General features: G+C 67.9%; 22 protein-coding genes. 17 read left to right on the top strand and 5 right to left on the bottom strand.

Annotation, left to right across the window (positions count from 1 at the left end):
- Positions 1 to 11: 11 nt before the first annotated feature.
- The 17 genes from WBN46_RS13440 (at position 12) to WBN46_RS13360 (ending at position 15879) form a co-directional block, all read left to right on the top strand.
- Positions 12 to 563 carry a hypothetical protein gene (locus tag WBN46_RS13440; protein ID WP_337732011.1) on the top strand — a complete coding sequence of 184 codons (552 nt, stop codon included), beginning with the start codon at positions 12 to 14 and terminating at the stop codon, positions 561 to 563.
- Positions 556 to 2238, top strand: coding sequence for an AMP-binding protein (locus WBN46_RS13435; protein ID WP_337732010.1), 1683 nt, complete (start codon positions 556 to 558; stop codon positions 2236 to 2238). Before WBN46_RS13440 ends, WBN46_RS13435 begins: the two co-directional genes overlap by 8 nt.
- A complete protein-coding gene (locus WBN46_RS13430) occupies positions 2228 to 3007 on the top strand; it encodes a glycosyltransferase family 2 protein (RefSeq protein ID WP_337732009.1) in 780 nt (259 codons plus the stop codon). The genes WBN46_RS13435 and WBN46_RS13430 overlap by 11 nt, the downstream gene beginning before the upstream one ends.
- The gene (locus tag WBN46_RS13425) at positions 3004 to 3948 is read left to right on the top strand and encodes an acyltransferase (RefSeq protein WP_337732008.1); all 945 of its coding nucleotides are present in this window, start codon (positions 3004 to 3006) and stop codon (positions 3946 to 3948) included. The genes WBN46_RS13430 and WBN46_RS13425 overlap by 4 nt, the downstream gene beginning before the upstream one ends.
- Positions 3941 to 5482 carry an aromatic amino acid ammonia-lyase gene (locus tag WBN46_RS13420; protein ID WP_337732007.1) on the top strand — a complete coding sequence of 514 codons (1542 nt, stop codon included), beginning with the start codon at positions 3941 to 3943 and terminating at the stop codon, positions 5480 to 5482. Before WBN46_RS13425 ends, WBN46_RS13420 begins: the two co-directional genes overlap by 8 nt.
- Positions 5472 to 5903, top strand: a complete 432-nt coding sequence (locus WBN46_RS13415; protein WP_142124719.1) for an acyl-CoA thioesterase — start codon at positions 5472 to 5474, stop codon at positions 5901 to 5903. Before WBN46_RS13420 ends, WBN46_RS13415 begins: the two co-directional genes overlap by 11 nt.
- Positions 5900 to 6532, top strand: a complete 633-nt coding sequence (locus WBN46_RS13410) for an outer membrane lipoprotein carrier protein LolA (RefSeq protein WP_337732006.1) — start codon at positions 5900 to 5902, stop codon at positions 6530 to 6532. The genes WBN46_RS13415 and WBN46_RS13410 overlap by 4 nt, the downstream gene beginning before the upstream one ends.
- A complete protein-coding gene (locus WBN46_RS13405; RefSeq protein WP_337732005.1) occupies positions 6525 to 8885 on the top strand; it encodes a hypothetical protein in 2361 nt (786 codons plus the stop codon). The genes WBN46_RS13410 and WBN46_RS13405 overlap by 8 nt, the downstream gene beginning before the upstream one ends.
- Positions 8882 to 10114, top strand: coding sequence for an NAD(P)/FAD-dependent oxidoreductase (locus tag WBN46_RS13400; RefSeq protein ID WP_337732004.1), 1233 nt, complete (start codon positions 8882 to 8884; stop codon positions 10112 to 10114). Before WBN46_RS13405 ends, WBN46_RS13400 begins: the two co-directional genes overlap by 4 nt.
- Before the next feature lie 8 nt (positions 10115 to 10122).
- On the top strand, positions 10123 to 10650 hold the full coding sequence (locus WBN46_RS13395) for a DUF3261 domain-containing protein (RefSeq protein WP_337732003.1): 528 nt from the start codon (positions 10123 to 10125) through the stop codon (positions 10648 to 10650).
- Positions 10647 to 11837 carry a beta-ketoacyl-ACP synthase gene (locus WBN46_RS13390; RefSeq protein ID WP_337732002.1) on the top strand — a complete coding sequence of 397 codons (1191 nt, stop codon included), beginning with the start codon at positions 10647 to 10649 and terminating at the stop codon, positions 11835 to 11837. The genes WBN46_RS13395 and WBN46_RS13390 overlap by 4 nt, the downstream gene beginning before the upstream one ends.
- Positions 11838 to 12293, top strand: coding sequence for a hotdog family protein (locus WBN46_RS13385; protein ID WP_337732001.1), 456 nt, complete (start codon positions 11838 to 11840; stop codon positions 12291 to 12293).
- Complete coding sequence (gene fabG, locus WBN46_RS13380) at positions 12290 to 13054, top strand: 3-oxoacyl-ACP reductase FabG (protein WP_337732000.1); 765 nt, start codon at positions 12290 to 12292, stop codon at positions 13052 to 13054. Before WBN46_RS13385 ends, fabG begins: the two co-directional genes overlap by 4 nt.
- On the top strand, positions 13051 to 14292 hold the full coding sequence (locus WBN46_RS13375) for a beta-ketoacyl-ACP synthase (protein WP_337731999.1): 1242 nt from the start codon (positions 13051 to 13053) through the stop codon (positions 14290 to 14292). The genes fabG and WBN46_RS13375 overlap by 4 nt, the downstream gene beginning before the upstream one ends.
- 24 nt (positions 14293 to 14316) lie before the next feature.
- Complete coding sequence (locus WBN46_RS13370) at positions 14317 to 14784, top strand: hypothetical protein (RefSeq protein WP_337731998.1); 468 nt, start codon at positions 14317 to 14319, stop codon at positions 14782 to 14784.
- Between the two features lie 41 nt (positions 14785 to 14825).
- Positions 14826 to 15320, top strand: coding sequence for a hypothetical protein (locus tag WBN46_RS13365; RefSeq protein ID WP_337731997.1), 495 nt, complete (start codon positions 14826 to 14828; stop codon positions 15318 to 15320).
- Between the two features lie 121 nt (positions 15321 to 15441).
- Positions 15442 to 15879: an excinuclease ATPase subunit gene (locus WBN46_RS13360; protein WP_337731996.1), complete on the top strand. Its 438-nt coding sequence runs from the start codon at positions 15442 to 15444 to the stop codon at positions 15877 to 15879.
- A 50-nt stretch (positions 15880 to 15929) separates the two neighbouring features.
- On the opposite strand, the gene WBN46_RS13355 is transcribed toward WBN46_RS13360, so the two are convergent.
- The 5 genes from WBN46_RS13355 to WBN46_RS13335 form a co-directional block, all read right to left on the bottom strand.
- The gene (locus WBN46_RS13355; protein ID WP_337731995.1) at positions 15930 to 18311 is read right to left on the bottom strand and encodes a heavy metal translocating P-type ATPase; all 2382 of its coding nucleotides are present in this window, start codon (positions 18309 to 18311) and stop codon (positions 15930 to 15932) included.
- Positions 18308 to 18703, bottom strand: coding sequence for a helix-turn-helix domain-containing protein (locus WBN46_RS13350; RefSeq protein WP_337731994.1), 396 nt, complete (start codon positions 18701 to 18703; stop codon positions 18308 to 18310). The genes WBN46_RS13355 and WBN46_RS13350 overlap by 4 nt, the downstream gene beginning before the upstream one ends.
- Positions 18704 to 18793: 90 nt before the next feature.
- Positions 18794 to 19327, bottom strand: coding sequence for a DUF411 domain-containing protein (locus tag WBN46_RS13345; protein WP_337731993.1), 534 nt, complete (start codon positions 19325 to 19327; stop codon positions 18794 to 18796).
- Positions 19328 to 19338: 11 nt separating this feature from the next.
- Positions 19339 to 20250: a copper resistance protein B gene (locus WBN46_RS13340; protein ID WP_337731992.1), complete on the bottom strand. Its 912-nt coding sequence runs from the start codon at positions 20248 to 20250 to the stop codon at positions 19339 to 19341.
- Positions 20247 to 22022, bottom strand: a complete 1776-nt coding sequence (locus WBN46_RS13335; RefSeq protein WP_337731991.1) for a copper resistance system multicopper oxidase — start codon at positions 22020 to 22022, stop codon at positions 20247 to 20249. The genes WBN46_RS13340 and WBN46_RS13335 overlap by 4 nt, the downstream gene beginning before the upstream one ends.
- Between the last annotated feature and the right edge of the window lie 4 nt (positions 22023 to 22026).

Below are 22026 nucleotides of genomic sequence, written 5' to 3'. Positions count from 1 at the left end.
GCCGCCTCCGCGTGTCCCGCATCGGCGCGATCATCTTCGTGGCGTTGTCCGTGGCGTACCCGCTGGTGGTGTACTGGGCCATGGGCCGCTTCGAGCCACGATGGCTGGCCGTCCTGCTGCTGGTGCTGGCCTTGCTTCGCGCCGCCGCCGCCCGTCAGGCAGTGTGGCTGGCCGCTGCGGCGGGGGCCGCGGTCCTCGCGGGGCTGGCCACGGTCTTCAACCAGGCGCTGCCGTTGAAACTCTATCCGGCGCTGATCAATGCAGTGATGCTGCTCGTGTTCGGTGCCAGCCTCGTATTCCCGCCATCGGCGGTGGAGCGCATCGCCCGGCTGACGGAGCCGGAGCTGCCGCCTGCAGGGGTGGCGTACACGCGCCGGGTGACGCAGATATGGTGCGGCTTCTTCGTGTTCAACGGCACGGCGGCGCTGGTCACCGCGTTGTGGATGTCCGACCGCGCATGGGCGCTGTACAACGGACTCATCGCCTACGGTCTGATCGGGCTGTTGTTCGGCGGCGAGTGGCTGGTGCGCCAGCGCGTGAAGGCGAACCATCGGCATGGCTGAGTGGCGCAGCCTGACGGACGTCGCCGTGCAGCCGGTGCCTGCCCGTGCCTTCATGGTGGCGGGCCGGGAGGCCCGTGATCACGTACATTTCCATCGCGACGTGCTGCGCTGGCATGCGAGCTTCCAGGCCCGGGCCGGCACGACCTGGGCGCTTCATTTCGACGATGCCGCACGCTTCGCCGGCGCCTTGTACGGTGCATGGCACGCCGGCAAGACGGTGGTGCTGCCGGGCGATGCACTGGCCGGCACGCAGGCACGATTGCGGAGCCGCGTGGACGGGTTCGCAGGCGACTGGCCGGATGCATCCCTGACATGCGCCGATGATGACGAGGGCGAGACCCTGCTTTCTCCCCTGGACGCCAGGACCACGCGCCTGACCGTATACACCTCGGGCAGCACCGGCGAACCCGTTGCGATCGAGAAGTGCCTTGCCCAGTTCTGTGCCGAAGTCGAGGCGCTGGAAACCGCGCTGGGCGCGGGTCTGGAGGGTGTGGCGGTGCATGGCACCGTGTCGCACCAGCACATCTACGGGTTGCTGTTCCGCGTGCTGTGGCCGCTGGCCGCCGGTCGCGCCATCGTGCCGCGCGCGTTTTTCCCGGAGGACCTGCTGGCGGCGATGGAAGACCACGACGCCGTACTGGTCGCCAGTCCGGCCCACCTGAAGCGCCTGCCGGCCCAGCTGTCGTGGTCGTCGCTGCATGGACGGCTGCGTGCGGTGTTCTCCTCGGGCGGCGCGCTGCCCGCCGAAGCCGCGCATGCTGCGGCTCAACTGCTTGGCGTGCCTCCCACGGAAATCCTCGGCAGCAGCGAGACCGGTGGCATTGCATGGCGCCAGTGGCGGGAAGAACAGCCGGCGTGGCGGCCGCTCCCGGGAGTCGATTGGCGGATACGGGACGGCGCGCTGGAGGTGCGTTCGCCCCACTTGAATGAAGACACCTGGTGGCACAGCCAGGATCGCGCAGAGCCGGATGGCGCCGGCGGCTTCCGCTTGCTGGGTCGCGCTGACCGCATCGTCAAGGTGGAGGAGCGGAGGGTGTCGCTGGACGCGCTGGAGCGGCAGATCCTGTCGCATCCTGCGGTGAAGGAGGCTCGCGTGCTGTTGCTGGGAGGCGCACGCAGCACGCTGGCGGCGGTCGTGGTAATGAACGACGACGCGCAGGTGCCGGACGACGCATCGATGCGGCGCGCGCTTTCGCAGACCCTGTCGCGCCACCTTGCCGGCCATCAGGACGCCGTGACGCGCCCGCGCCGCTGGCGCTTCGTTGCGGCGCTGCCGGTGAATGCACAAGGCAAGGTGACCGAAGCAGGATTGACGGCGCTGTTCCGTCCCGAACGGCCGGCAGCGCGCTGGATCCTGCGGGACGCCACGCATGCGAAGGTCGAGTTGCCGCTCGATGCCTCGCTTGCGGTGTTCGACGGACATTTCCCGCAGGCCGCCATCCTGCCGGGCGTCGCACAGCTGGACTGGGCGGTGCAGCTGGCGCGCGATGTGTTCGCAGTGCCACGACATTTCCTGCGCATGGAGGCGCTGAAATTCCAGCGTGTCGCCCGGCCGGGGGATGTGGTCCGGCTTGATCTCGAATGGCTCCCGGAGCGCGTCACGCTGGTGTTCCGATACACCTCCGTGCACGGGCCGCATGCGAGTGGTCGCGTAGTGTTCGCCGATGCCGAGTGATCCCGCGCCCATGTCGTCCACCTTCCGTCCCCTGGTGGTGATCCCGGTGTTCGATCACGAGCATGCCATCGCGACGATGGTGGAGGGCGTGCTGGCGTCGGATGTGCCGTGCCTGCTGGTGGACGACGGCTCCAGCGCTGCCTGCGCAGCCGAACTGGATCGCCTGTCGGCATTGCATGCGCCACGCGTGCGCCTGCTGCGGTTGTCCGAGAACCAGGGCAAGGGCGGCGCGGTATTGGCCGGTTTCCGTTGGGCCGGCGCCCATGCCCACACCCATGTCCTGCAGATCGACGCGGACGGCCAGCACGATCCCGCCGATATCCCCGCCTTCCTTACGATGGCGCGGGCGCATCCAGACGATGTGGTCTGTGGCGTGCCGCTGTACGACGACAGCGTACCCAAGGGGCGGCTGTATGGCCGCTACCTCACCCATGTATGGGTCTGGATAAACACGCTGTCCTTTGCCATCCGCGACTCGATGTGCGGGTTCCGCGTATATCCGCTGCCGCCGGTGCTGCAGCTGATCGATGAGGAAACCATCGGGCGTCGCATGGACTTCGATGTGGAAGTGCTGGTCCGGTTGTTCTGGCGGAGCGTCGGGGTGCGCAACCTGCCCACCCGGGTGACCTATCCGCTCGATGGCGTGTCCCATTTCGATGTGTGGCGCGACAACGTGCGCATCAGCCGCATGCATGCACGGCTATTCTTCGGCATGGTGCGCCGCCTGCCGCGCCTTCTGGCGCGCCGCGCCGTGGACAGGGCCGCATGAGCGAGCGCGGTCAGCACTGGGCCGAGATCGGCGAATCCACGTCCGTGCGCGGCATCCTGCTGCTGTGTGCGGTACATCGCTGGCTGGGGCGCTGGCCGTTCCGTCTCTGCGTGTATCCGGTGGTGTTCATCCACTGGCTCGCCAACGGCACGGCGCGCCGCGCGTCGCTGCAATACCTGCAGCGGGCGCATGCGTACCAGGCCATGCCGCCCCGGCGGCCGGGCATGTGGCAGAGCCTGCATCACTTCGCGATGTTCGCCGAAACCCTGCTCGACAAGATCCTGGCGCTGGGCCAACGCTACCCGGTGGAACGGGTGCGGATGGAGCGGAAGGATGTGCTGGCCCGCGTGAAGGCGGGCGAGGGTGGCTTGATCGTCACCGCGCACCTGGGCTGCCTGGAGCTGTGCCAGATCATGGCCGACCAGGTGCCCGGGTTTCGCCTGACCGCGCTGGTGCACACCGCGCATGCCGAGCGCTTCAACCGGCTGATCCGTCGCCTGGATGCCGGCAGTCGGGTCGAACTGCTGCAGGTCACCGACCTGGGACCTGCCGATGCGGTGAAGCTGGCCGAGCGCGTGGCGCGCGGCGAGTTCGTTGCCATCGCGGGCGACCGGGTGCCGCTGCGCGGCGGCCGCAGCGTGACGGCATCGTTCCTCGGGCATGCAGCACCGTTTCCCATCGGGGCCTACGTGCTGGGCGCTGCGCTGAAGTGTCCCGTGTTCACGATGGCCTGCACGCATGATGGTGATGGCTACCGCGTGCGTCTGGAAGCCTTTGCTGAACGCATCGAACTGCCACGTGGCTCGCGCGATGCCGCCCTGGCCGGCTACGCTGCGCAGTTCGCGGCGTGGATGGAACGGCAGGTCCGCCTTTCTCCCTATGACTGGTTCAACTTCTACCCCTTCTGGGATCAGGTAACGCATGACGCCCGCAATGAATGAATCCGTGTCCCCGGTCTTCGGTGATGCCCCTCTTCGCATCGAGGATGTCGTGGCGCTCGCACGGCGGCAAGTACCGGCCGCGCTGTCGGACGACGCGGAATTCCGCGCGCGGATCACGCGCGGCGCGGATTTCCTGGATCGGCTGCTGGACGAGGACGGCGTCATCTATGGCGTCACCACCGGGTATGGCGATTCCTGCACGGTGAACATTCCGCCGGCGCTGGTCGCGGAACTGCCGCACCATCTGTACACCTACCACGGGTGCGGTCTCGGCCGTTTCCTCGATGAAACCGAAACGCGCGCAGTGCTCGCGGCGCGCCTGGCGTCGCTGGTGCGCGGGATGTCCGGGGTCAGCCTGCCGTTGCTGCAAGGTCTGGAAGCGTTGTTGCGCCACGACGTACTGCCGCTGATTCCCGCGGAAGGATCGGTGGGCGCGAGTGGAGACCTGACGCCCCTGTCGTACGTGGCGGCGGTGCTCTGCGGCGAGCGCGAGGTGATGCATGCCGGCCGGCGCAGACCGGCCGTCGAGGTATTGGCCGAGATCGGCCTCAGGCCGCTCACGCTGCGCCCGAAGGAGGGCCTGGCGATCATGAACGGCACCGCGGTGATGACGGCGCTGGCGTGTCTCGCGTTCCATCGCGCCGAGTACCTGTCGCGGCTCGCCACCCGGCTGACTGCGTTCAACGTTCTGGCAAGCAACGGCAACGCGCACCATTTCGATGCGGTGCTGTTCGCGGCCAAACCGCACCCGGGCCAGTCGCGGGTGGCCCAGCGCCTGCGCGAGGACCTGCACAGCGACCGTCCTCCGCGCAACGAACAGCGGCTGCAGGACCGGTATTCGCTGCGCTGCGCGCCGCACGTGATCGGCGTGCTGGAGGACGCGCTCCCGTTCTTCCGCCAGCTGATCGAGACCGAACTCAACAGTGCGAACGACAATCCGCTGATCGACCCGGACCGCGAGCAGATCCTGCACGGCGGCCACTTCTACGGCGGCCACATCGCCTTCGCGATGGATTCGTTGAAGAACGCCGTGGCCAACGTGGCCGACCTGCTGGATCGCCAACTGGCGCTGATCGTCGACGCCCGCTACAACCATGGGTTGCCCGCCAACCTGTCCGGTGCGACGGGGCCGCGCGCCGCCATCAATCATGGCCTGAAGGCGTTGCAGATCAGCGTTTCGGCGTGGACGGCCGAAGCGCTGAAGCTGACCATGCCGGCCTCGGTCTTCTCGCGCTCGACCGAATGCCACAACCAGGACAAGGTCAGCATGGGCACGATCGCCGCGCGGGACTGCCTGCGCGTGATCGAGCTGACCGAGCAGGTGATGGCGGGGATGCTGGTGTCGGCACGCCAGGCTCTCGAACTGCGCGAACGCGTGGGCCTGCAGTCGACGCTGCGCGATGGTCCTGCCGCGATGTACGCCGACCTGCGCGCGCGCATTCCGCTGGTGGAAGAGGACCGGGCACTGGATGGCGAGCTTCGCCAGTTGCTGGCCGACATCCGCGAAGAGCGGTGGAACGTCTATGCCGGTTGAGCAGCGCGATCATCTGGCCATCGAAGTCGCGCTGAGCCCGGCCTTCCATGACTGCGATGCCATGCAGGTGGTCTGGCACGGGCACTACTTCAAGTATCTGGAGATCGCCCGGTGCGCGTTGCTGCAGCGGCTGGACTACGACTACCCGCAGATGCAGGTGTCGGGCTATCTCTGGCCCATCGTCGACACGCGCGTGAAGTACATCCGGCCACTGCGGTACGCGCAGCCGCTGGTGGTGGCCGCGCGCATCAGCGAGTGGGAGAACCGGTTGAAGCTGGACTACGAGATCCGCGATGCCGCCAGCGGCGAGGTGATGACGCGCGCACACACCATCCAGGTCGCGGTCGACGCGGCTTCAGGCGAGATGCTGTATCTGTGCCCGCCTGTCCTGTGGCAGCGGTTGGGAGTGGAGGCGCCATGAAGACGATCCGCGGATTCCTGTCCGCGTTCCTGCTGGCCGTCGCGGCGGGTGGGAGCATCCTGCCGGCAGCAGCAGCCGATCCGCTGGCGCAGGTGCAAGGGCAGGTCGCGCAGGTGCCGCTGCTGCGCGGCGAGTTCGCGCAGGAGAAGCAGGTCGCTGGCTTCAGGAATCCGTTGCGTTCCAGCGGTCGTTTCCTGCTTGCGCGTGGCAAGGGCGTGGTCTGGACCACGGTCGCGCCGTTTCCCTCCGAAATCGTGATCACGCAGGACCGCATCCTCAGCCGGCAGCGCGACGGCGGCCGGCGGGTGGAAGTGGACGCACGCCAGCAGCCGGGACTTCGCAGCGTCAATGCGATGATGTTCGCGCTGATGAGTGGCGACATGAAGGCATTGACGTCGACCTTTGACGTGAAAACCGAGCCTGCAGCCGGCAAGGGGTGGCGGATGACGCTGGCGCCGCGTTCACGGCAGCTGGCGCAGGCGTTCACGTCCGTGCGCCTGTCCGGCGACCGTTACGTGCGCGAGGTCGAATTGCATGAAGCCAATGGCGACGTCACCCACCTGCGCTTCAGCGCGATGAGCGAAACACCGGCCACCCTGTCGCGCGACGAGGTGGCCCGGTTTGAGTGAGCCGTCCCTTCATCCGCTGCGGGGCTGGCGTTGGCTGGCGCTTGCATGGTTGCTGGTGCTGGCGGCCGTGGCCTGGCACCAGTGGCGGTTCTGGCAGGCACCGGGGATCGACAGCGATGTGCTGGCGTTGTTGCCCCAGGACGCCGGAGACCCGGCGATCGCCGATGCCACGCGGCGCATCGCCGGGAACAGTTCGCGCGACGTGGTGGTGATGCTGGGTGCGGATACGCCGGAAGGGGCGTTGAGGGCGCGCGCAGCTTTTCATGCATTCGTGCAGTCGTCTCCCGGCACAACGGCATCTGGGTTGCTGGTCAAGGACGCCTCGCCGGAAGACTGGTTCGCGCAGGCGCGGACTTTCTTCGCGCCGCATCGCGACCGCCTGCTGACACAGGCGCAACGGCAGGCGCTCGCGCAGACGCCCGCTGATGCCCTGGCCGAGTCCGCGCTCGCCGCCCTGTATGGGCCGATGGGGGCGCCCCGCCTGACCGAGTGGCGCAGTGATCCACTGGGCTTGTGGCCGCACTGGTGGCAGGCGCAGGCCGCTTCCACGGGCCTGGCACTGGATGGCGATGGCCTGCTGCAGGCGGAAGGACGTCACTGGGCCGTGCTGCAGTTCACCCTGCGCGAATCCGCGTTCAAGCTCGACGGGGAACGCCGGTTGCAGGATCTGCTGGATGGCGCGGCGTCCGCGGCGACCACCGCCGCGCCCGGGATACAGGTGCTGAAGGCGGGCGTGCCGCTGCACGCGGAATCCGCGGCCGTGCAGGCCAGCCGCGAGGTCAACACCATCGGCTGGGGGTCACTGGCGGCGGTATTGCTGCTGGTCTGGCTGGCATTCCGTTCGCTGCGTCCGCTGCTGCTGGTGGCGCTGTCGTTGCTGGTCGGTTGCGCGGTGGCGTTGACCGTCACCGTCCTGGTGTTCGGGAAGATCCATCTGCTGACGTTGATCTTCGGCGCCAGTCTGGTGGGCGTCGCGGAGGACTACGGCATCCACTGGTTCGCCTCGCGCCAGGGCGTGGCCGCCGAGCGTCGCTGGTCATTGCTGCGGCACCTGCTGCCGGGCTTGTGGCTGGCCTTGCTGACCAGTGCCATGGCCTACCTGGCGCTGGGGCTCGCGCCGTTCCCCGGGCTGCGGCAGATGGCGCTGTTCTCGGTGGTCGGGCTGACGGCCGCATTCCTGACGGTGATCCTCGGGTTTCCCTGGCTGGATGGGGGGCGCATGGGCACCACCGCATTCTCGCGCTGGCTGGGCGGCACGCTCGCGCGATGGCCGAGATTGGCCAGCCGTCGTGCCTTTGGCGTGCTGGCGGCCGCAGTGCTGCTGGTCGCGGTACCCGGCCTGATCAAGCTGCGAGCCAACGATGACCTGCGCGGCCTGCAATCATCGCCGCCGGCACTGATCGCGCAGCAGCGCGAAGTAGGGCGATTGCTGGGAATGCCAAGCCCGGCGCAGTTCTTCCTGGTCCAGGGGCGCGATGCCGAGCAGGTGCTGCAGCGCGAAGAACACCTCACCGCCCGGCTGCGCCAGGTGGAGCAGCAAGGCCTGGTCGGTGGCCACCGTGCATTGAGCGATTGGCTGCCGTCGCAGCGTCGGCAGGACGAGGATGCCGCGTTGACGGCACGCGTGGAGCGCGACGTGCTGGCGCGGCTGTCGGACGTAACCGGCGAGACCGTGGCGCGTGGGGAGTTCGCTGCCGCCTCCATCGACATGGACGCTTTCCTCGCGTCGCCCGCTTCCCTGCCGGTGCGGCATCTGTGGCTCGGGCAGGTGGGGCAGGGCGTGGCATCGGTGGTGATGGTGAACGATCTGTCCCGCCAGGATGCGCTGGACACCTTTGCCGCGCAGGTGGCGGGGCTGGACGGCGTGCGTTGGGTCAATCGCACCGCCGACATCTCGCGCCTGCTCACGCACTACCGGCGGATGATGACCGGCCTGCTGCTGGCGGGCGTGGGCGTGGTGTTCGCCGTGCTGGCGATCCGCTACCGCGGGCAGGCGTGGCGCGTGATCACGCCGACCTTGCTGGCCGGCCTGCTGACGGTCGCGCTGCTGGGCTGGCTGGGCCAGCCGCTGCAGTTGTTCAACGTGCTGGCGCTGATGTTGCTGCTGGGCATGGGGATCGACTACGGCATCTTCCTGGTCGAGCACCGCGGCGACGCGAGTGCATGGCTCGCGGTCTGCGTGGGCGCGGCCAGTACGTGGCTCTCGTTCGGCCTGCTGGGCCTGTCGGCAACCCCGGCGCTGCGCGCGTTCGGTCTCACGCTGTTGTTCGGCATCGGCCTGGTATGGCTGCTTTCCCCCCTGTTCCGGCCTCCGCCGGAATCTCCCCCCTCGAACGGAAACACCTCTGCATGAAGACGGAACGCACGGAAATCCTCATCATCGGCGCGGGCCCCGCGGGCTCCGTCGCCGCGGCGATGCTGCGCCAGCAGGGGCGCAAGGTCCTGATCGTCGAGCGCGAGCAGTTCCCGCGCTTCTCGATCGGCGAAAGCCTGCTGCCGCAGAGCATGGAGTACATCGAGGCGGCCGGTCTGCTGCAGGACGTGGTGGAAGCCGGCTTCCAGTACAAGAATGGTGCGGCGTTCGTGCGTGGCGAGCGCACCACGGAGTTCGATTTCCGCGACAAGTTCTCGCCGGGATGGGGCACCACCTACCAGGTGCAACGCGCCGATTTCGACCACGTGCTGGCCAAGGGCGCCGAGCGTATGGGGGCGGAAGTGCGTTACCGCCATGAAGTGCTTTCCGCCGAGCCGGGCGAGACGCCGCGCGTGACCGTGCGTTCGCCGGAAGGCGAGGAGTACGTCATCGAAGCGGATTTCATGCTGGATGCCAGTGGCTTCGGGCGCCTGCTGCCGCGTCTGCTGAAGCTGGAGTCGCCTTCCAACTTCCCGGTGCGCGGGGCGATCTTCACCCATGTGCGCGACCATATCGCGCATGACGCCGGGTTCGACCGCAACAAGATCCTGATCACCACGCATCCCGAACACGTGGACGTCTGGTACTGGACGATCCCGTTCTCCAATGGTTGCTGCTCGCTGGGCGTGGTGGCGGAGATGGACTTCCTCAACCGCTACCAGGGCACCGAGCTCGAACGCCTGCAGGCCATCGTCGGCGAGGATCCGAACCTGACCCGCCTGCTGAAGAATGCCGAGTGGGCGGTGCTGCCGGTGCGCCAGATCACCGGTTACTCGGCGAACGTATCGTCGCTGTGGGGCCCGGGCTATGCGCTGTTGGGCAATGCGGGCGAGTTCCTCGATCCGGTGTTCTCGTCGGGCGTCACCATCGCGTTCAAGTCGGCGCAGCTGGCCAGCGAGTGCCTGGCCCGCCATTACGCGGGCGAAACCGTGGACTGGGAAGCGGATTTTTCCGTGCCGCTGCGGGGCGGCGTGCAGACCTTCCGGCGTTTCGTGGAGTCCTGGTACGCCGGTGGTTTCCAACGCATCATCTTCCACCCCGATGCACAGCCTGACATCCGCCGGATGATCTGTTCGATCCTCGCGGGCTACGCGTGGGACAGGAAGAACCCCTATGTGGCCGACACGCAGCGTCGCCTGCACGTCCTGGAGCAGCTGTGCACCGGCTGATCGCTTGCTTGCTGACGGGACTGTTGCTGGCCGCGTGCGCCACGCGTCCGGCATCGCCTGCGGTCGAGCTGCCTTCGCTGCGCCTGGCACCGGCAGCGCTGGGCCAGCAGGTCGCGTTGCAGCAACGCCTCGTGTTCCGTTTCGGCGAACACGTGCGGGAGCTCGACGCATTGCTGGAAGTCGACGCCGACGCCGTGCGTTTGGCCGTGCAGGCCATGGGCCGTACCGGCGTCCGCCTGCAATGGGACGGCACGACCTTGTCCGAAGAACGTGCGGCGTGGCTGCCTGCGGCGGTGCGGGGTGAACGCGTGCTCGACGACGTGCAGTTCAGCCTGTGGCCCGCGGACGCCGTGCGCGCCGCCTTGCCCGTGGGCTGGGAACTGGTCGAGTCCGGCGACAAGCGCGAACTGCGCAAGGATGGCCACGCATGGCTGGTGCGGGAGCGCGTGGATGCGACCACGTTGCGGGTCCACAACAAGGCGGACGGCTATCATCTGACGATTGAATCGACGGCCGGCGGAGCCCCGATCCCGTGAGCGGCGACGCGATCTTTCTGAACGATCTCGGGCTGGTATGCGCACTCGGCGCAGACAAGGCGTCGGTGCGCGATGCCTTGTTTCGCGACGATGCTCCCTCGGGCGTGGCACAGAACGACACCCTGGTGCCTGGCCATCGCCTCGCGATGGGTACGGTGACCACCGCGCTGCCCGCGCTCGACCACCATCCGGTGCAGCTCCGCGGGCGGAACAACGCACTGCTGCGCGCCGCCTACCTGCAGATCCACGACCAGGTGCAGCAGGCGATCGAACGCCATGGGCCTGCACGCGTGGCCATCGTGGTCGGCACCAGCACCTCGGGCATAGGCGAGGCGGAGCAGGCGATGGTGCATTGGCATCGCCATCAGCAGTGGCCCGAGGGGTTCCACTACGTGCAACAGGAGATCGGTGCGCCTTCGCGTTTTCTCGCAGCCGAATCGGGTGCGCGCGGACCGGCCTGGACGATCTCCACCGCGTGTTCGTCCAGCGCCAAGGCAATGGCGTCCGCGGCACGGCTGCTGCGTGCCGGGCTGGTGGACGCCGTCATCACGGGTGGCGCGGATTCACTGTGCCAGTTCACGGTGCGCGGCTTCATGGCGCTGGAATCGGTGTCGCCCGAGCGATGCAATCCGTTCTCGGCGCACCGCCACGGCATCAACATCGGCGAGGGTGCCGCCCTTTTCCTGATGACACGCTCGCCCGGGCCGGTGCGGCTGGCGGGGTGGGGTGAAACCTCAGACGCCCACCACATCTCCGCGCCCGAGCCGCAGGGCATCGGCGCCATCGACGCCATTGGCCAGGCGCTCGCGCGGGCCAAACTGTCGCCGGGGCAGATCGACTACGTGAACCTGCACGGCACGGCCACGCCGCAGAACGATGCGATGGAAAGCCGCGCGGTGGCGTCTGCACTGGGGTCCGAGGTGCCGGTGAGCTCCACCAAGCCCCTGACGGGCCACACGCTCGGCGCCGCGGGTGCCGTCGAAGCCGGCCTGTGCTGGCTTGCAATGGTCGACAACCCGCAGCGCCGGTTGCCACCGCACTGGTGGGATGGCGTGCCGGATCCGGCCTTGCCGCCCTTGTCCTTCGCGCGGCCCGGAAGCACTGCCGACGGCCCGCTGCGCCATGTGCTGAGCCAGTCGTTCGCATTCGGTGGCAGCAATGCGGTGCTGGTATTCGGAGCTGAGTGAATGGGTGAGTTGTACGACATCGAACGTGTGGTGCCGCACCGGGGAACGATGCGGCTGGTCGATCGCCTCGTTGCCTGGGGCGAAGACAGCGTGGCTGCGGAGGTGCGCGTGCCCGATGAAGGACCGTTCTGCCATGCGGAAGGCGTCCCCGCCTGGGTGGGGGTCGAATACATGGCGCAGGCCATCGCCGCTTGGGCGGGCTGCCACGCCCGCGCCTCCGGCCGCGAGCCGTCGATCGGCTTCCTGTTGGGCACGCGCCGCTACGAAAGCCGGGTTTCGTGGTTCCGCACGGGCGCATTGCTTCGGGTAGAGGCAACGCGCGAGCTGCTAGGCGACAATGGGCTTGGAATGTTCAGCTGCCGCATCCTGGGGGACGGCGAAGAACTGGCAACTGCCAACGTGTCCGTGTTCGAACCGCCGGACGCGATGGCCTATCTGGAGACGACGCAGCAATGAGGGGAGACACCACCACCGGCGACAGCACGCCCGGGGAGCGCACCGTTCTGGTCACCGGCGGGAGCCGGGGCATCGGCCGGGCCGTCGCGTTGCGTCTTGCACAGGATGGTTTCGACATCGTCGTGCATTGCCGCAGCCGGGTGGAAGAAGCCGAGGCTGTCGCTGGCCAGATCCGCGACCTGGGCCGCGGAGCCCGCGTGCTGGCGTTCGACGTGGCCGACCGCAGCGCCGCCGCGGAGGCACTGGAAGCCGACATCGGAGGGCACGGCGCCTACCATGGCGTCGTCTGCAACGCCGGCATCGCGCGCGACACCGCGTTCCCGGCGATGAGCGGCGACGACTGGGATGCCGTGTTGCGCACCAACCTCGATGGTTTCTACAACGTGCTCAACCCGCTGGTCATGCCGATGGTGCGCCGACGCAAGCCGGGGCGCATCGTGACGCTCTCGTCGGTGTCCGGCCTGGTCGGCAATCGTGGCCAGGTCAACTACAGCGCGGCCAAGGCCGGCATCATCGGCGCCACCAAGGCGCTGGCACTGGAGCTGGCCAGCCGCGAGATCACCGTCAACTGCGTGGCGCCGGGCCTGATCGACACCGAGATGGTGAGTGGCGAGGTGGTGGATGAAGCGTTGAAAATGATCCCCATGAAGCGCGTCGGGCGGCCGGAGGAAGTCGCCGCCGTGGTGGCGTTCCTGATGTCGCCACAGGCGTCGTACGTCACCCGGCAGGTGATCTCGGTCAATGGAGGGCTGGTCGGATGAGTCGCAGCGATCGACGCGTTGTAGTTACCGGCGCTGGCACGATCAGCCCGCTCGGCCACGATTGGGCCAGCGTGCACCTGCGCCTGCGCGAATGCCGCAACGCCGTGCGCCACATGCAGGACTGGGACAAGTACGAAGGCCTCAACACGCGACTGGCCGCGCCCGCCGAACCGTTCGAGTTGCCTGCCCACTACAACCGCAAGACCACGCGCAGCATGGGCCGGGTGGCCGTGATGGCCGTGCGCGCCACCGAGATGGCGCTGGAGCAGGCGGGTCTGCTCGGCCACCCCGTCCTGAAAAGCGGGAAGGTGGGCGTCTCGTACGGCTCCTCCGCGGGAAGCCACGAAGCCATCGGCGACTTCGGCCGCATGCTCAATGCGTACACCACCGAAGGCATCAACGCGACGACCTACCTGAAGATGATGAGCCACACCGCGCCGGTGAACATCGGGGTGTTCTTCGGATTGACCGGCCGCGTCTACACCACGTCCAGCGCCTGCACGTCCGGCAGCCAGGGCGTGGGCTGTGCATACGAAGCCGTGCGCAGCGGCAAACAGGTCGCGATGATCGGCGGTGGCGCGGAGCAACTGGATGCCACGGCGGCAGCGGTGTTCGATACGTTGTTCGCCACCAGCGTACGCAACCATGAGCCCGAGCGGACGCCGCGTCCGTTCGATGCCAACCGCGATGGCCTGGTGCTGGGCGAGGGCGCCTGCACGCTGGTGCTGGAGGACCTGGAGCACGCGCAGGCGCGCGGCGCGACCATCCTGGCCGAAGTCGTCGGCTATGGCACCAACAGCGACGGCCAGCATGTCACCCAGCCCAGCGCGGACACGATGGCGCAAGCCATGCGCCTGGCGCTGGAAGATGCAGGGCTCGAGCCGGACGCGATCGGTTACGTCAACGCGCACGGTACGGCCACCGACCATGGCGACATCGCCGAGACCACGGCCACGGCGGCAGTGTTCGGCAGCCGCATGCCGATCAGTTCGCTGAAGAGCTACGTCGGCCACACGCTCGGGGCATGCGGCGCCTACGAGGCCTGGATCACGCTGGAGATGATGCGCGAGGGCTGGTTCGCCCCCACGCTCAACCTGGAGGAGCGCGATCCCCGCTGCGCGGATCTGGACTACATCATCGGCGAAGGCCGCGAACTGCAGACCGACTACGTGATGAACAACAACTTCGCTTTCGGCGGCATCAACACGTCGCTGATCTTCAAGCGTTGGAAAGACTGACGTCAGACATCCACAGGGGGATAGATGAAGAAGCGTTCCGTTTCGTTGCTGTTGGCGCTCGTGCTGTCAGCAGTCAGCCTGCCGGCGATGGCCGGCAAGCAGGATCCGATGGTCGTGCCGGCGTACGAGCGGGTGGAGTCCACCAACGGCATTCCGCCGAGTGCGGCACGCATCAAGGCGGCCATCATCCACGCGGGCAAGACACGTGGCTGGGCCGTCGTGGACAGCGAACCCGGCCGGGTGACGTTGCGCTACGCGCCACGCACGCATGAGGTCGTGGTGGCGGTGCGCTACGACGCCAACGGCTTCAAGATCGAGTACGTCTCCAGCAGGGAGATGAACTACGAGATCAAGCGCGGTGCGCCGCGGATCCATGGAAACTACAACCGCTGGATCGGCAACCTTGCGCTCGACATCCAGAACTCCCCGGTATTCCACCAGCAGGACGCGGTGGACGCTGCCGCGGACGCCGCGCCGGTGGCCACGCCGTGATCCGCAGTCCATGGCGCCTGCTCTTCGCACTGTGCCTGGCCATGCCCGCACTATCCGCGATGGCCGACGACGTGATCCGCACCAGTCCCAGGATCGCACTGCGCGATGGCTATGCCGGGTATCCGGAGTTCATGAAGCAATGCGACTGGACGGCCGAGCTTCCCGCGCATCTGGTCGATTACTCGCATGGCCTGGTGGAACTGACAGACCAGGATATCGAGGCGCTACCGGGCCGCACCCTGCGCATCCGCATCATGAACATGCGCAGTGCCGACGGTGGCGGATTCTCCGGTCCCAAGTGGGCGATGATCCGAGCGGAACTGTTCCAGGACGGCAAGCTGATAGGGCAGTACCAGCCCTACCGGCAGACGATGACGCTGTTCCGGGGTGGCTGCTCGTCGTTGAGCAAGATCAGCGATGCGCTGGCGGCCGACACGGCGGCATGGCTGCGCCGCGGCGATTTCCGGATCCTGTTCGCAGACGAGCAGGCCGGGATCGAGATCGGACCCGAGGAAGACGTGCCACCGATCCAGTGACGAGATGCGCCACGACTGGCGGTGCTGCGTTCGGCAGGCCTGCACGGCCTCCCCACGCCCGCCTCGGCATGCTTGACCATCACGGTGGCCCCGCCACCCTTTCCCCCGAAGGAGCCTGACCATGAAACGACTTCTGACTGCATCCCTGCTGACCCTGCTGGCCGTGCCGCAGGCATTCGCTGCCGACACGCGCCTCGAGCTTCCGTTGCGCGAACTGATCGACTCGCCACAGGCGAAGGCGGCGGGCATCGACGGCAGCGTGCGCTTCTTCCTGGCCGGCGAGAAGACACCGGCGGTGGTGACGCGGATGGGCGAGGACGTCACCAACAAGAAGACCAACGGCGTGGGAAAATCGGACGTGGAATCCTGCAACTGGGTGGCGCTGTCCGCACTCAAGGCGCTGCAGGAAGGCGCCAAGGATCGCGGGGCGAATGCCGTGATCAACATCACCAGCTATTTCAAGAAGAACGAGTTCCGCAGCGCTACCAACTACGAATGCTACGCGGGCAACATCATGAGCGGCGTTGCCTTGAAGGGCACCTACGTCACCGTCAAGTAAACGCGCGGTACCGGTGACGGCACGGCCACCGGCGGGTGGCCGTGTGCGTTTCAGTCGGCGGGAAGCCGGACACGGCGCAGCCGCAGTGCATTGCCGACCACCGACGCCGAGCTCAGGCTCATCGCCAGTGCCGCCAGCATCGGCGAGAGCAGCGGGCCACCGAACAGGCCCAGCAGGCCGGCGGCGACCGGTACGCCCAATGCGTTGTAGGCGAAGGCGAAGGCCAGGTTCTGCCGCATGTTGCGTACCGTCGCTTCCGACAGCGCCTTGGCGCGTGCGATGCCGCGCAGGTCGCCCTTCACCAGCGTCACCTGCGCGCTGGACATCGCCACGTCCGTGCCCGTGCCCATCGCGATGCCGACATCCGCTGCCGCGAGGGCAGGCGCATCGTTGATGCCATCCCCGGCCATCGCCACGTGGCGGCCCTCCTGCTTCAGACGCGCCACCAGGGCGGCCTTGTCGGCAGGACGCACGTCACCGTGGACTTCGTCGATACCGAGGCGCGCGGCGACCGCCCGCGCGGTGCGCTCGCCATCGCCGGTGGCCATGACGATGCGGAGCCCGCCGTCACGCAAGGCGCGCAGGGCGTCTGGCGTACTGGCCTTGATGGGATCGGCCACCGCGATGCTGCCGGCGGGCGTGCCATCGACCACAAGGAACATCACGCTGCCGCCTTCCTCGCGGAGGCGATCGGCATGTTCCCGCAGGGCATCGAGGGATACACCTTCTTCCTGCATCAGCACGGCATTGCCGAAAGCGACGCGATGGCCGTCGACCATGCCGCGGACACCGATGCCGCTGCTGGATTCGAAATCCTGCGCGGACGCGAGCACCAGCCCACGCCGGCGCGCTTCCTGCACCACGGCCTGCGCCAACGGATGCTCGCTGCCGGCATCCAGGCTGGCGGCCAGCCGCAGCGCCGCGTTCTCGTCGAACGGGGCCAGCGCATGCACTGCCTGGAAGGCGGGACGGCCTTCCGTCAGGGTGCCGGTCTTGTCCACGATCAGGGTGTCGACCTTGCGCAGGGTTTCGATGGCCTCCGCGTCGCGGAACAGCACGCCGGCCTGTGCCGCACGCCCGCTCGCCACCATCACCGACATCGGCGTGGCCAGCCCCAATGCACAGGGGCAGGCGATGATCAGCACCGATACGGCGTTGAGGACACCGTACGTCCATGACGGATCCGGGCCGAACAGACCCCAGCCCAGCAACGTCGCCAGTGCGGCAGCGAGCACGGCGAGCACGAACCAGAACGACACCCGGTCTGCCAGCCGCTGCATCGGTGCGCGGGTGCGCTGCGCCTGCGCGACCAGCTGCACGATCTGGGCAAGCACGCTGTCGCTGCCGACCTTCTCGGCACGTATCACCAGGCTGCCCGCACCGTTGAGGGTGGCGCCGATCACGCGGTCGCCCGGCACACGCTCCACCGGCATCGGTTCGCCGGTCAGCATGGATTCGTCGATATGCGTGCGGCCTTCCAGCACCACGCCATCCACCGGTACCTTCTCGCCCGGCCGCACGCGCAGCCGGTCGCCGACGTGCACGTGCGAGAGGTCGATGTCTTCCTCATCGCCATCGTCGCGCAGGCGGCGTGCGGTCTTCGGCGCGAGGCCCAGCAAGGCGCGTATCGCGGCGGAGGTCTGCGAGCGCGCCTTCAGTTCCAGCAACTGGCCAAGCAGGGTGAGCGACACGATCACCGCCGCCGCTTCGAAGTAGACACCGACGTGGCCATGGCCGCGGAACGAGGGCGGGAACAGCTGCGGCGCCAGCACGGCGACCACGCTGTAACCGTAGGCTGCGGCCACGCCGGTACCGATCAGCGTCCACATGTTGGGGCTGCGATGCCGGATCGATTGCGCCCAGCGCTGGAAGAACGGCCAGGCGGCCCACAGCACGACCGGCGTGCTGAGCGCGAATTCCAGCCAGGTGCGCACGGTGGGCGGGATGACGTCCAGGTACATGCCGCCCATGGCCAGCAGCAGCGTGGCCGTGCTGAAGGGCAGCGTCCACCAGAAGCGCCGCCGGAAATCGGTCAACTCCGGATTCTCTTCCTCGTCCAGCGAGGGCAGCATGGGTTCCAGCGCCATGCCACAGAGCGGACACGTGCCCGGGCCGTCCTGCACGATCTCCGGATGCATGGGGCAGGTGTACTGCGTGCCCGCAGGTACCGCCGCGGCAGCAGCGGCCGGATGCAGATAGCGTTCGGGATCGGCGACGAACTTCGTGCGGCAACCCGCGGAGCAGAAATGGTAGGCCTGGCCTGCATGCTCCGCATGGTGCGAGGTGGTGAGCGGATCGACCTTCATGCCGCAGACCGGATCGGTGGCGTGCGTGTCGTCGTCGGCGCGCGCCGTGGTATGGCCGCTGCAGCACGCGGGTTTCGCCGCGTGTTCCGCCGGAGGGTGGCCATGCGTGTGCGGTGCGGGGCTCATGCCTCGCCTCCCAGCGCCGTGAGGATCGGGCACTGGTCCAGCGCGCCATGCCCCGGACATGCATCGACCAACTGGCGCAACCCGTCACGCACGCGCGTCAGCTCGGCCAGACGTTGTTCCACGTCGACCAGCTTGTCGGTGGCGGCGGAACGGATGGCCGCCATGTCGCCGTCGTGGGCGCTGCTGAGGGCCAGCAGTTCGCGGATCTCCTCGAGCGTGAAGCCGAGCGCCTTCGCGCGGCGGATGAAATTCAGCCGCAGCACATCGTCCGCTTCGTAATGCCGGTAGCCGCTGGCACTGCGCGTGGGAGGGGGCAGCAAGCACTGCTTTTCGTAGTAGCGCACGGTGTCGATGGGGACGCCGGTGCGGCGGGACAATTGGCCGATGTTCATGCGGGAACTCCTCGAAGTACCTGCAGTCTGCACCCTGGAGTACGCTCCAGAGTCAAGGGGTGGGACGGCGTCCGTGCCGTCCCCCTCGGTTCATGGCGAATGCGTGGCGTAGGGCGTGGTGCTGCCGTCGCGGTGCAGTGCCAGCACGGTGTAGGCCGGTGCGTCGACGCCTTCCACCTCCATCCCCGGCGAGCCCATCGGCATGCCGGGCAGCACGAGGCCACGGATGGCCGGCTTCTCGCGCAGCAGGCGCCGGACGTCCGATGCCGGCACATGGCCCTCGACCACATAGCCCTCGATTTCGGCGGTGTGGCAGGACGCATGCTCTGGCACGATGCCCAGTCGTTCCTTCACCGGACTCATGGCGTCCTCCACACGGTCGTCCACGTCGAAGCGTTCCTTGCGCAGGTGTTCGACCCACAGATGGCAGCAGCCGCAGTAGGCATCGCGATGGACGATGATCTTCGGCATCGCGGCCACTGCGGTCTTCTGCTGCGTTGCTGGTGCAGCCGTCGCCGCGAGGGCGCTGTCCACCGGCGCCGGCACCGCCTGCGTGCAGGCGGCGAGGGTGGTGGCGAGCAGCAGGATGGAGGCGAGGCGGGGCAGGGGCGTGCGGTAATTCATGAAGTCCTCCATCAGAACCAGACCCGGACGCCCGCGACGACGCGGGTATCGCGCGTGGCTTCGCCCTCGGCGCGGCGCAGATCGGCGGTGTCGCCCACGGCGCGTTCGTGCACCACGCCGATGTAGGGCGCGAAACGGCGCGTCACTTCGTAGCGCAGGCGCAGACCCGCTTCGATGCCGGAGATGCCGCGTCCGATGCCGTAATCGGGATCATCCTTCGCTGCGATGTCCACTTCCACCAGCGGCTGCAGGATCAGGCGGTTGGTGATGCGCAGCGTGTATTCGGCCTCGACGTTGGCGGCGAGCTGGCCGCCCTCGCCGACATAGGCCGTGGCCGACACCTCGAAGCGGTACGGTGCCATGCCCTGCACGCCGAACGCTGCCCAGCTGCGCGCATCGCCGGGCTTGAAGTCGTGCTTCACGCCGGCCACCACGTCCCACCACGGCGAGACGCTGCGGCCGTACAGCACTTCCAGATCGGCACTCTCGGTGTGGCCTCCCATGCGCTCGCCCTCGCTGCGCAGCCACAGGCGGTCGGTATCGGTGCCGAACCACGCGCTGCCTTCCCAGGCCTGGCCGGTGCCTTCGTCCGCATCCCAGGCTTCCAGCCGGTTGAAGGTCACCTTGTGGTTGAACGCCGGCGCATGCTGCATGGCGTGGTGGTCGATGGCGGGAAACGCAGCGGCCATGTCGTCCGCAGTGATCGCGGGAACCGGTTCGCGCGGCGCAGCGGTGATCGCCGCCGATGCTGCCTGGGACATGGCGCCGTGATCGTGATGCGCGTGATCGTCCTGCTTCGGTGTCTCCTGCGTCGCAGGCTGTGAATGGTCGTGATGCTGCGCCATGGCAGGCGCCGCCACGCCCAGCATGACGGCAACGACGGAGGCGAGGCGGAGCGGGGCAGGGATGAGGAAGGTCTTCATGCCTCGATCCTCACTTCGCGCATCATCCCGGCTTCCATGTGGTACAGCAGGTGGCAGTGGAAGGCCCACCGTCCCAGCGCATCGGCGCGGACGCGATAGCTGCGCCGCGTGCCGGGCGGCATGTCGATGGTGTGCTTGCGCAGCTGGAATGCGCCGTCCGCATCCTCCAGGTCGCTCCAGACGCCGTGCAGGTGGATGGGGTGCTGCATCATCGTGTCGTTGACCAGCACGATGCGCATGCGCTCGCCGTACTTGAGTCGCAGCGGGTCGGCACTGGCGAACGGGATGCCATCGAACGACCAGGCGAACTTCTCCATGTGGCCGGTGAGATGCAGCTCCACGGTGCGGCCCGGGTCACGGCCATCCGGATCGTCGAAGAGGCTGCGCATCGCGCCGTAGGTCAGCACCTGGCGTCCGTTGTCGCGCAGGCCGATGCCGGGATCGTCGAGTTTCGGTTCGCTTGCGGAGGACTGCATGTCGACCAGCGGGTTGCCCGCTTCGCTGGCGGGATGATTCGGCGCGTTCGACGTTGCGCCGTGTGCGCTGTGGTCCATCGCGCCCATGTTCGCGCCGCAGCCGCCTTCCATGCCTTTCTGCGTGCCATGGCCGCCCATGTCGTGGCCCATGTCGGCCATCGTCAGCAGCGGACGTGGATCGCGCGACGGAATCGGCGCCTCCAGCCCGTCGCGGACGGCCAGCGTGCCGCGTGCATGGCCGGTGCGGCCCATGTCCTGCGCGAAGATGGTGAAGGCGTCCTGGCCCTTCGGTTCGACGATCACGTCGAACGTTTCCGCCACCGCGATGCGGAACTCGTCCACGCTCACCGGATGGATGTACTGGCCGTCGGCAGCGACGACGGTCATCTTCAGGCCCGGGATGCGGACATCGAAGTAGGTCATCGCGCTGCCGTTGATGAAGCGCAGCAGTACCTTCTCGCCCGGCTTGAACAGGCCGGTCCAGTTGCCGGCAGGCGCCGCACCATTCACCAGATAGGTATAGGTGTGCGCGTTGATGTCGGAGATGTCGGTGGGCGTCATCCGCATGCGCCCCCACATACCGCGATCCTCTACCGTCTCCGCCAGTCCGTCGCGCTTAGCGTCGCGCACAAAATCCACCAGCGTGCGCTGGTAGTAGTTGTCGTGCTCCGGCATCTTCTTCATGCGCCGGTACAGGGCAGCCGGATCCAGGTCCGTCCAGTCCGAGAGCAGCACGACGTGTTCGCGGTCGTGGTGGTAGGGCGGCGGATCGCGCGGGTCGATGATCAACGCGCCGTAAAGGCCGGCCTGTTCCTGGAACAGCGAATGGCTGTGGTACCAGTAGGTGCCGGACTGCTTCAGCTGGAAGCGGTACTGGAACGTTTCGCCCGGCGCGATGCCGTTGAAGCTCAGGCCCGGCACGCCGTCCATGTTCGACGGCAGCAGGATGCCGTGCCAGTGGATCGAGGTCATGTCGCGCAGGCGGTTGCTGACGCGCACGGTAACGGTATCGCCTTCGCGCCAGCGCAGCGTGGGGGCGGGCAGGCTGTTGTTGACGGTGATCGCGGGCCGCATGCGGCCGGTGATGTCGACCGGCATCGCGCCGATGCTCAGCGCGAAGTCGGTACCGGTGACGAGCGCCGCACCGCCGCGACGTGCGGGCGTGCCGGCCGAGGCGGGCATGCGCGCCAGGCCGAGGCCCAGCGCGACGCTGCCGGTCGCCAGGCCGGTGACGAACTGGCGGCGTGTGGGTCGGAACGCGCCCAGGCGTCCCGGTGTGGATTCATCGTGATTCATTGCA

The sequence above is a fragment of the Pseudoxanthomonas sp. CCNWLW251 genome, assembly GCF_037402255.1.
Classification (GTDB): Bacteria; Pseudomonadota; Gammaproteobacteria; order Xanthomonadales; family Xanthomonadaceae; genus Pseudoxanthomonas_A.
The sequence above is the reverse complement of the archived record's forward strand: the minus strand, read 5'-3'. Positions and strand labels throughout refer to the sequence as shown.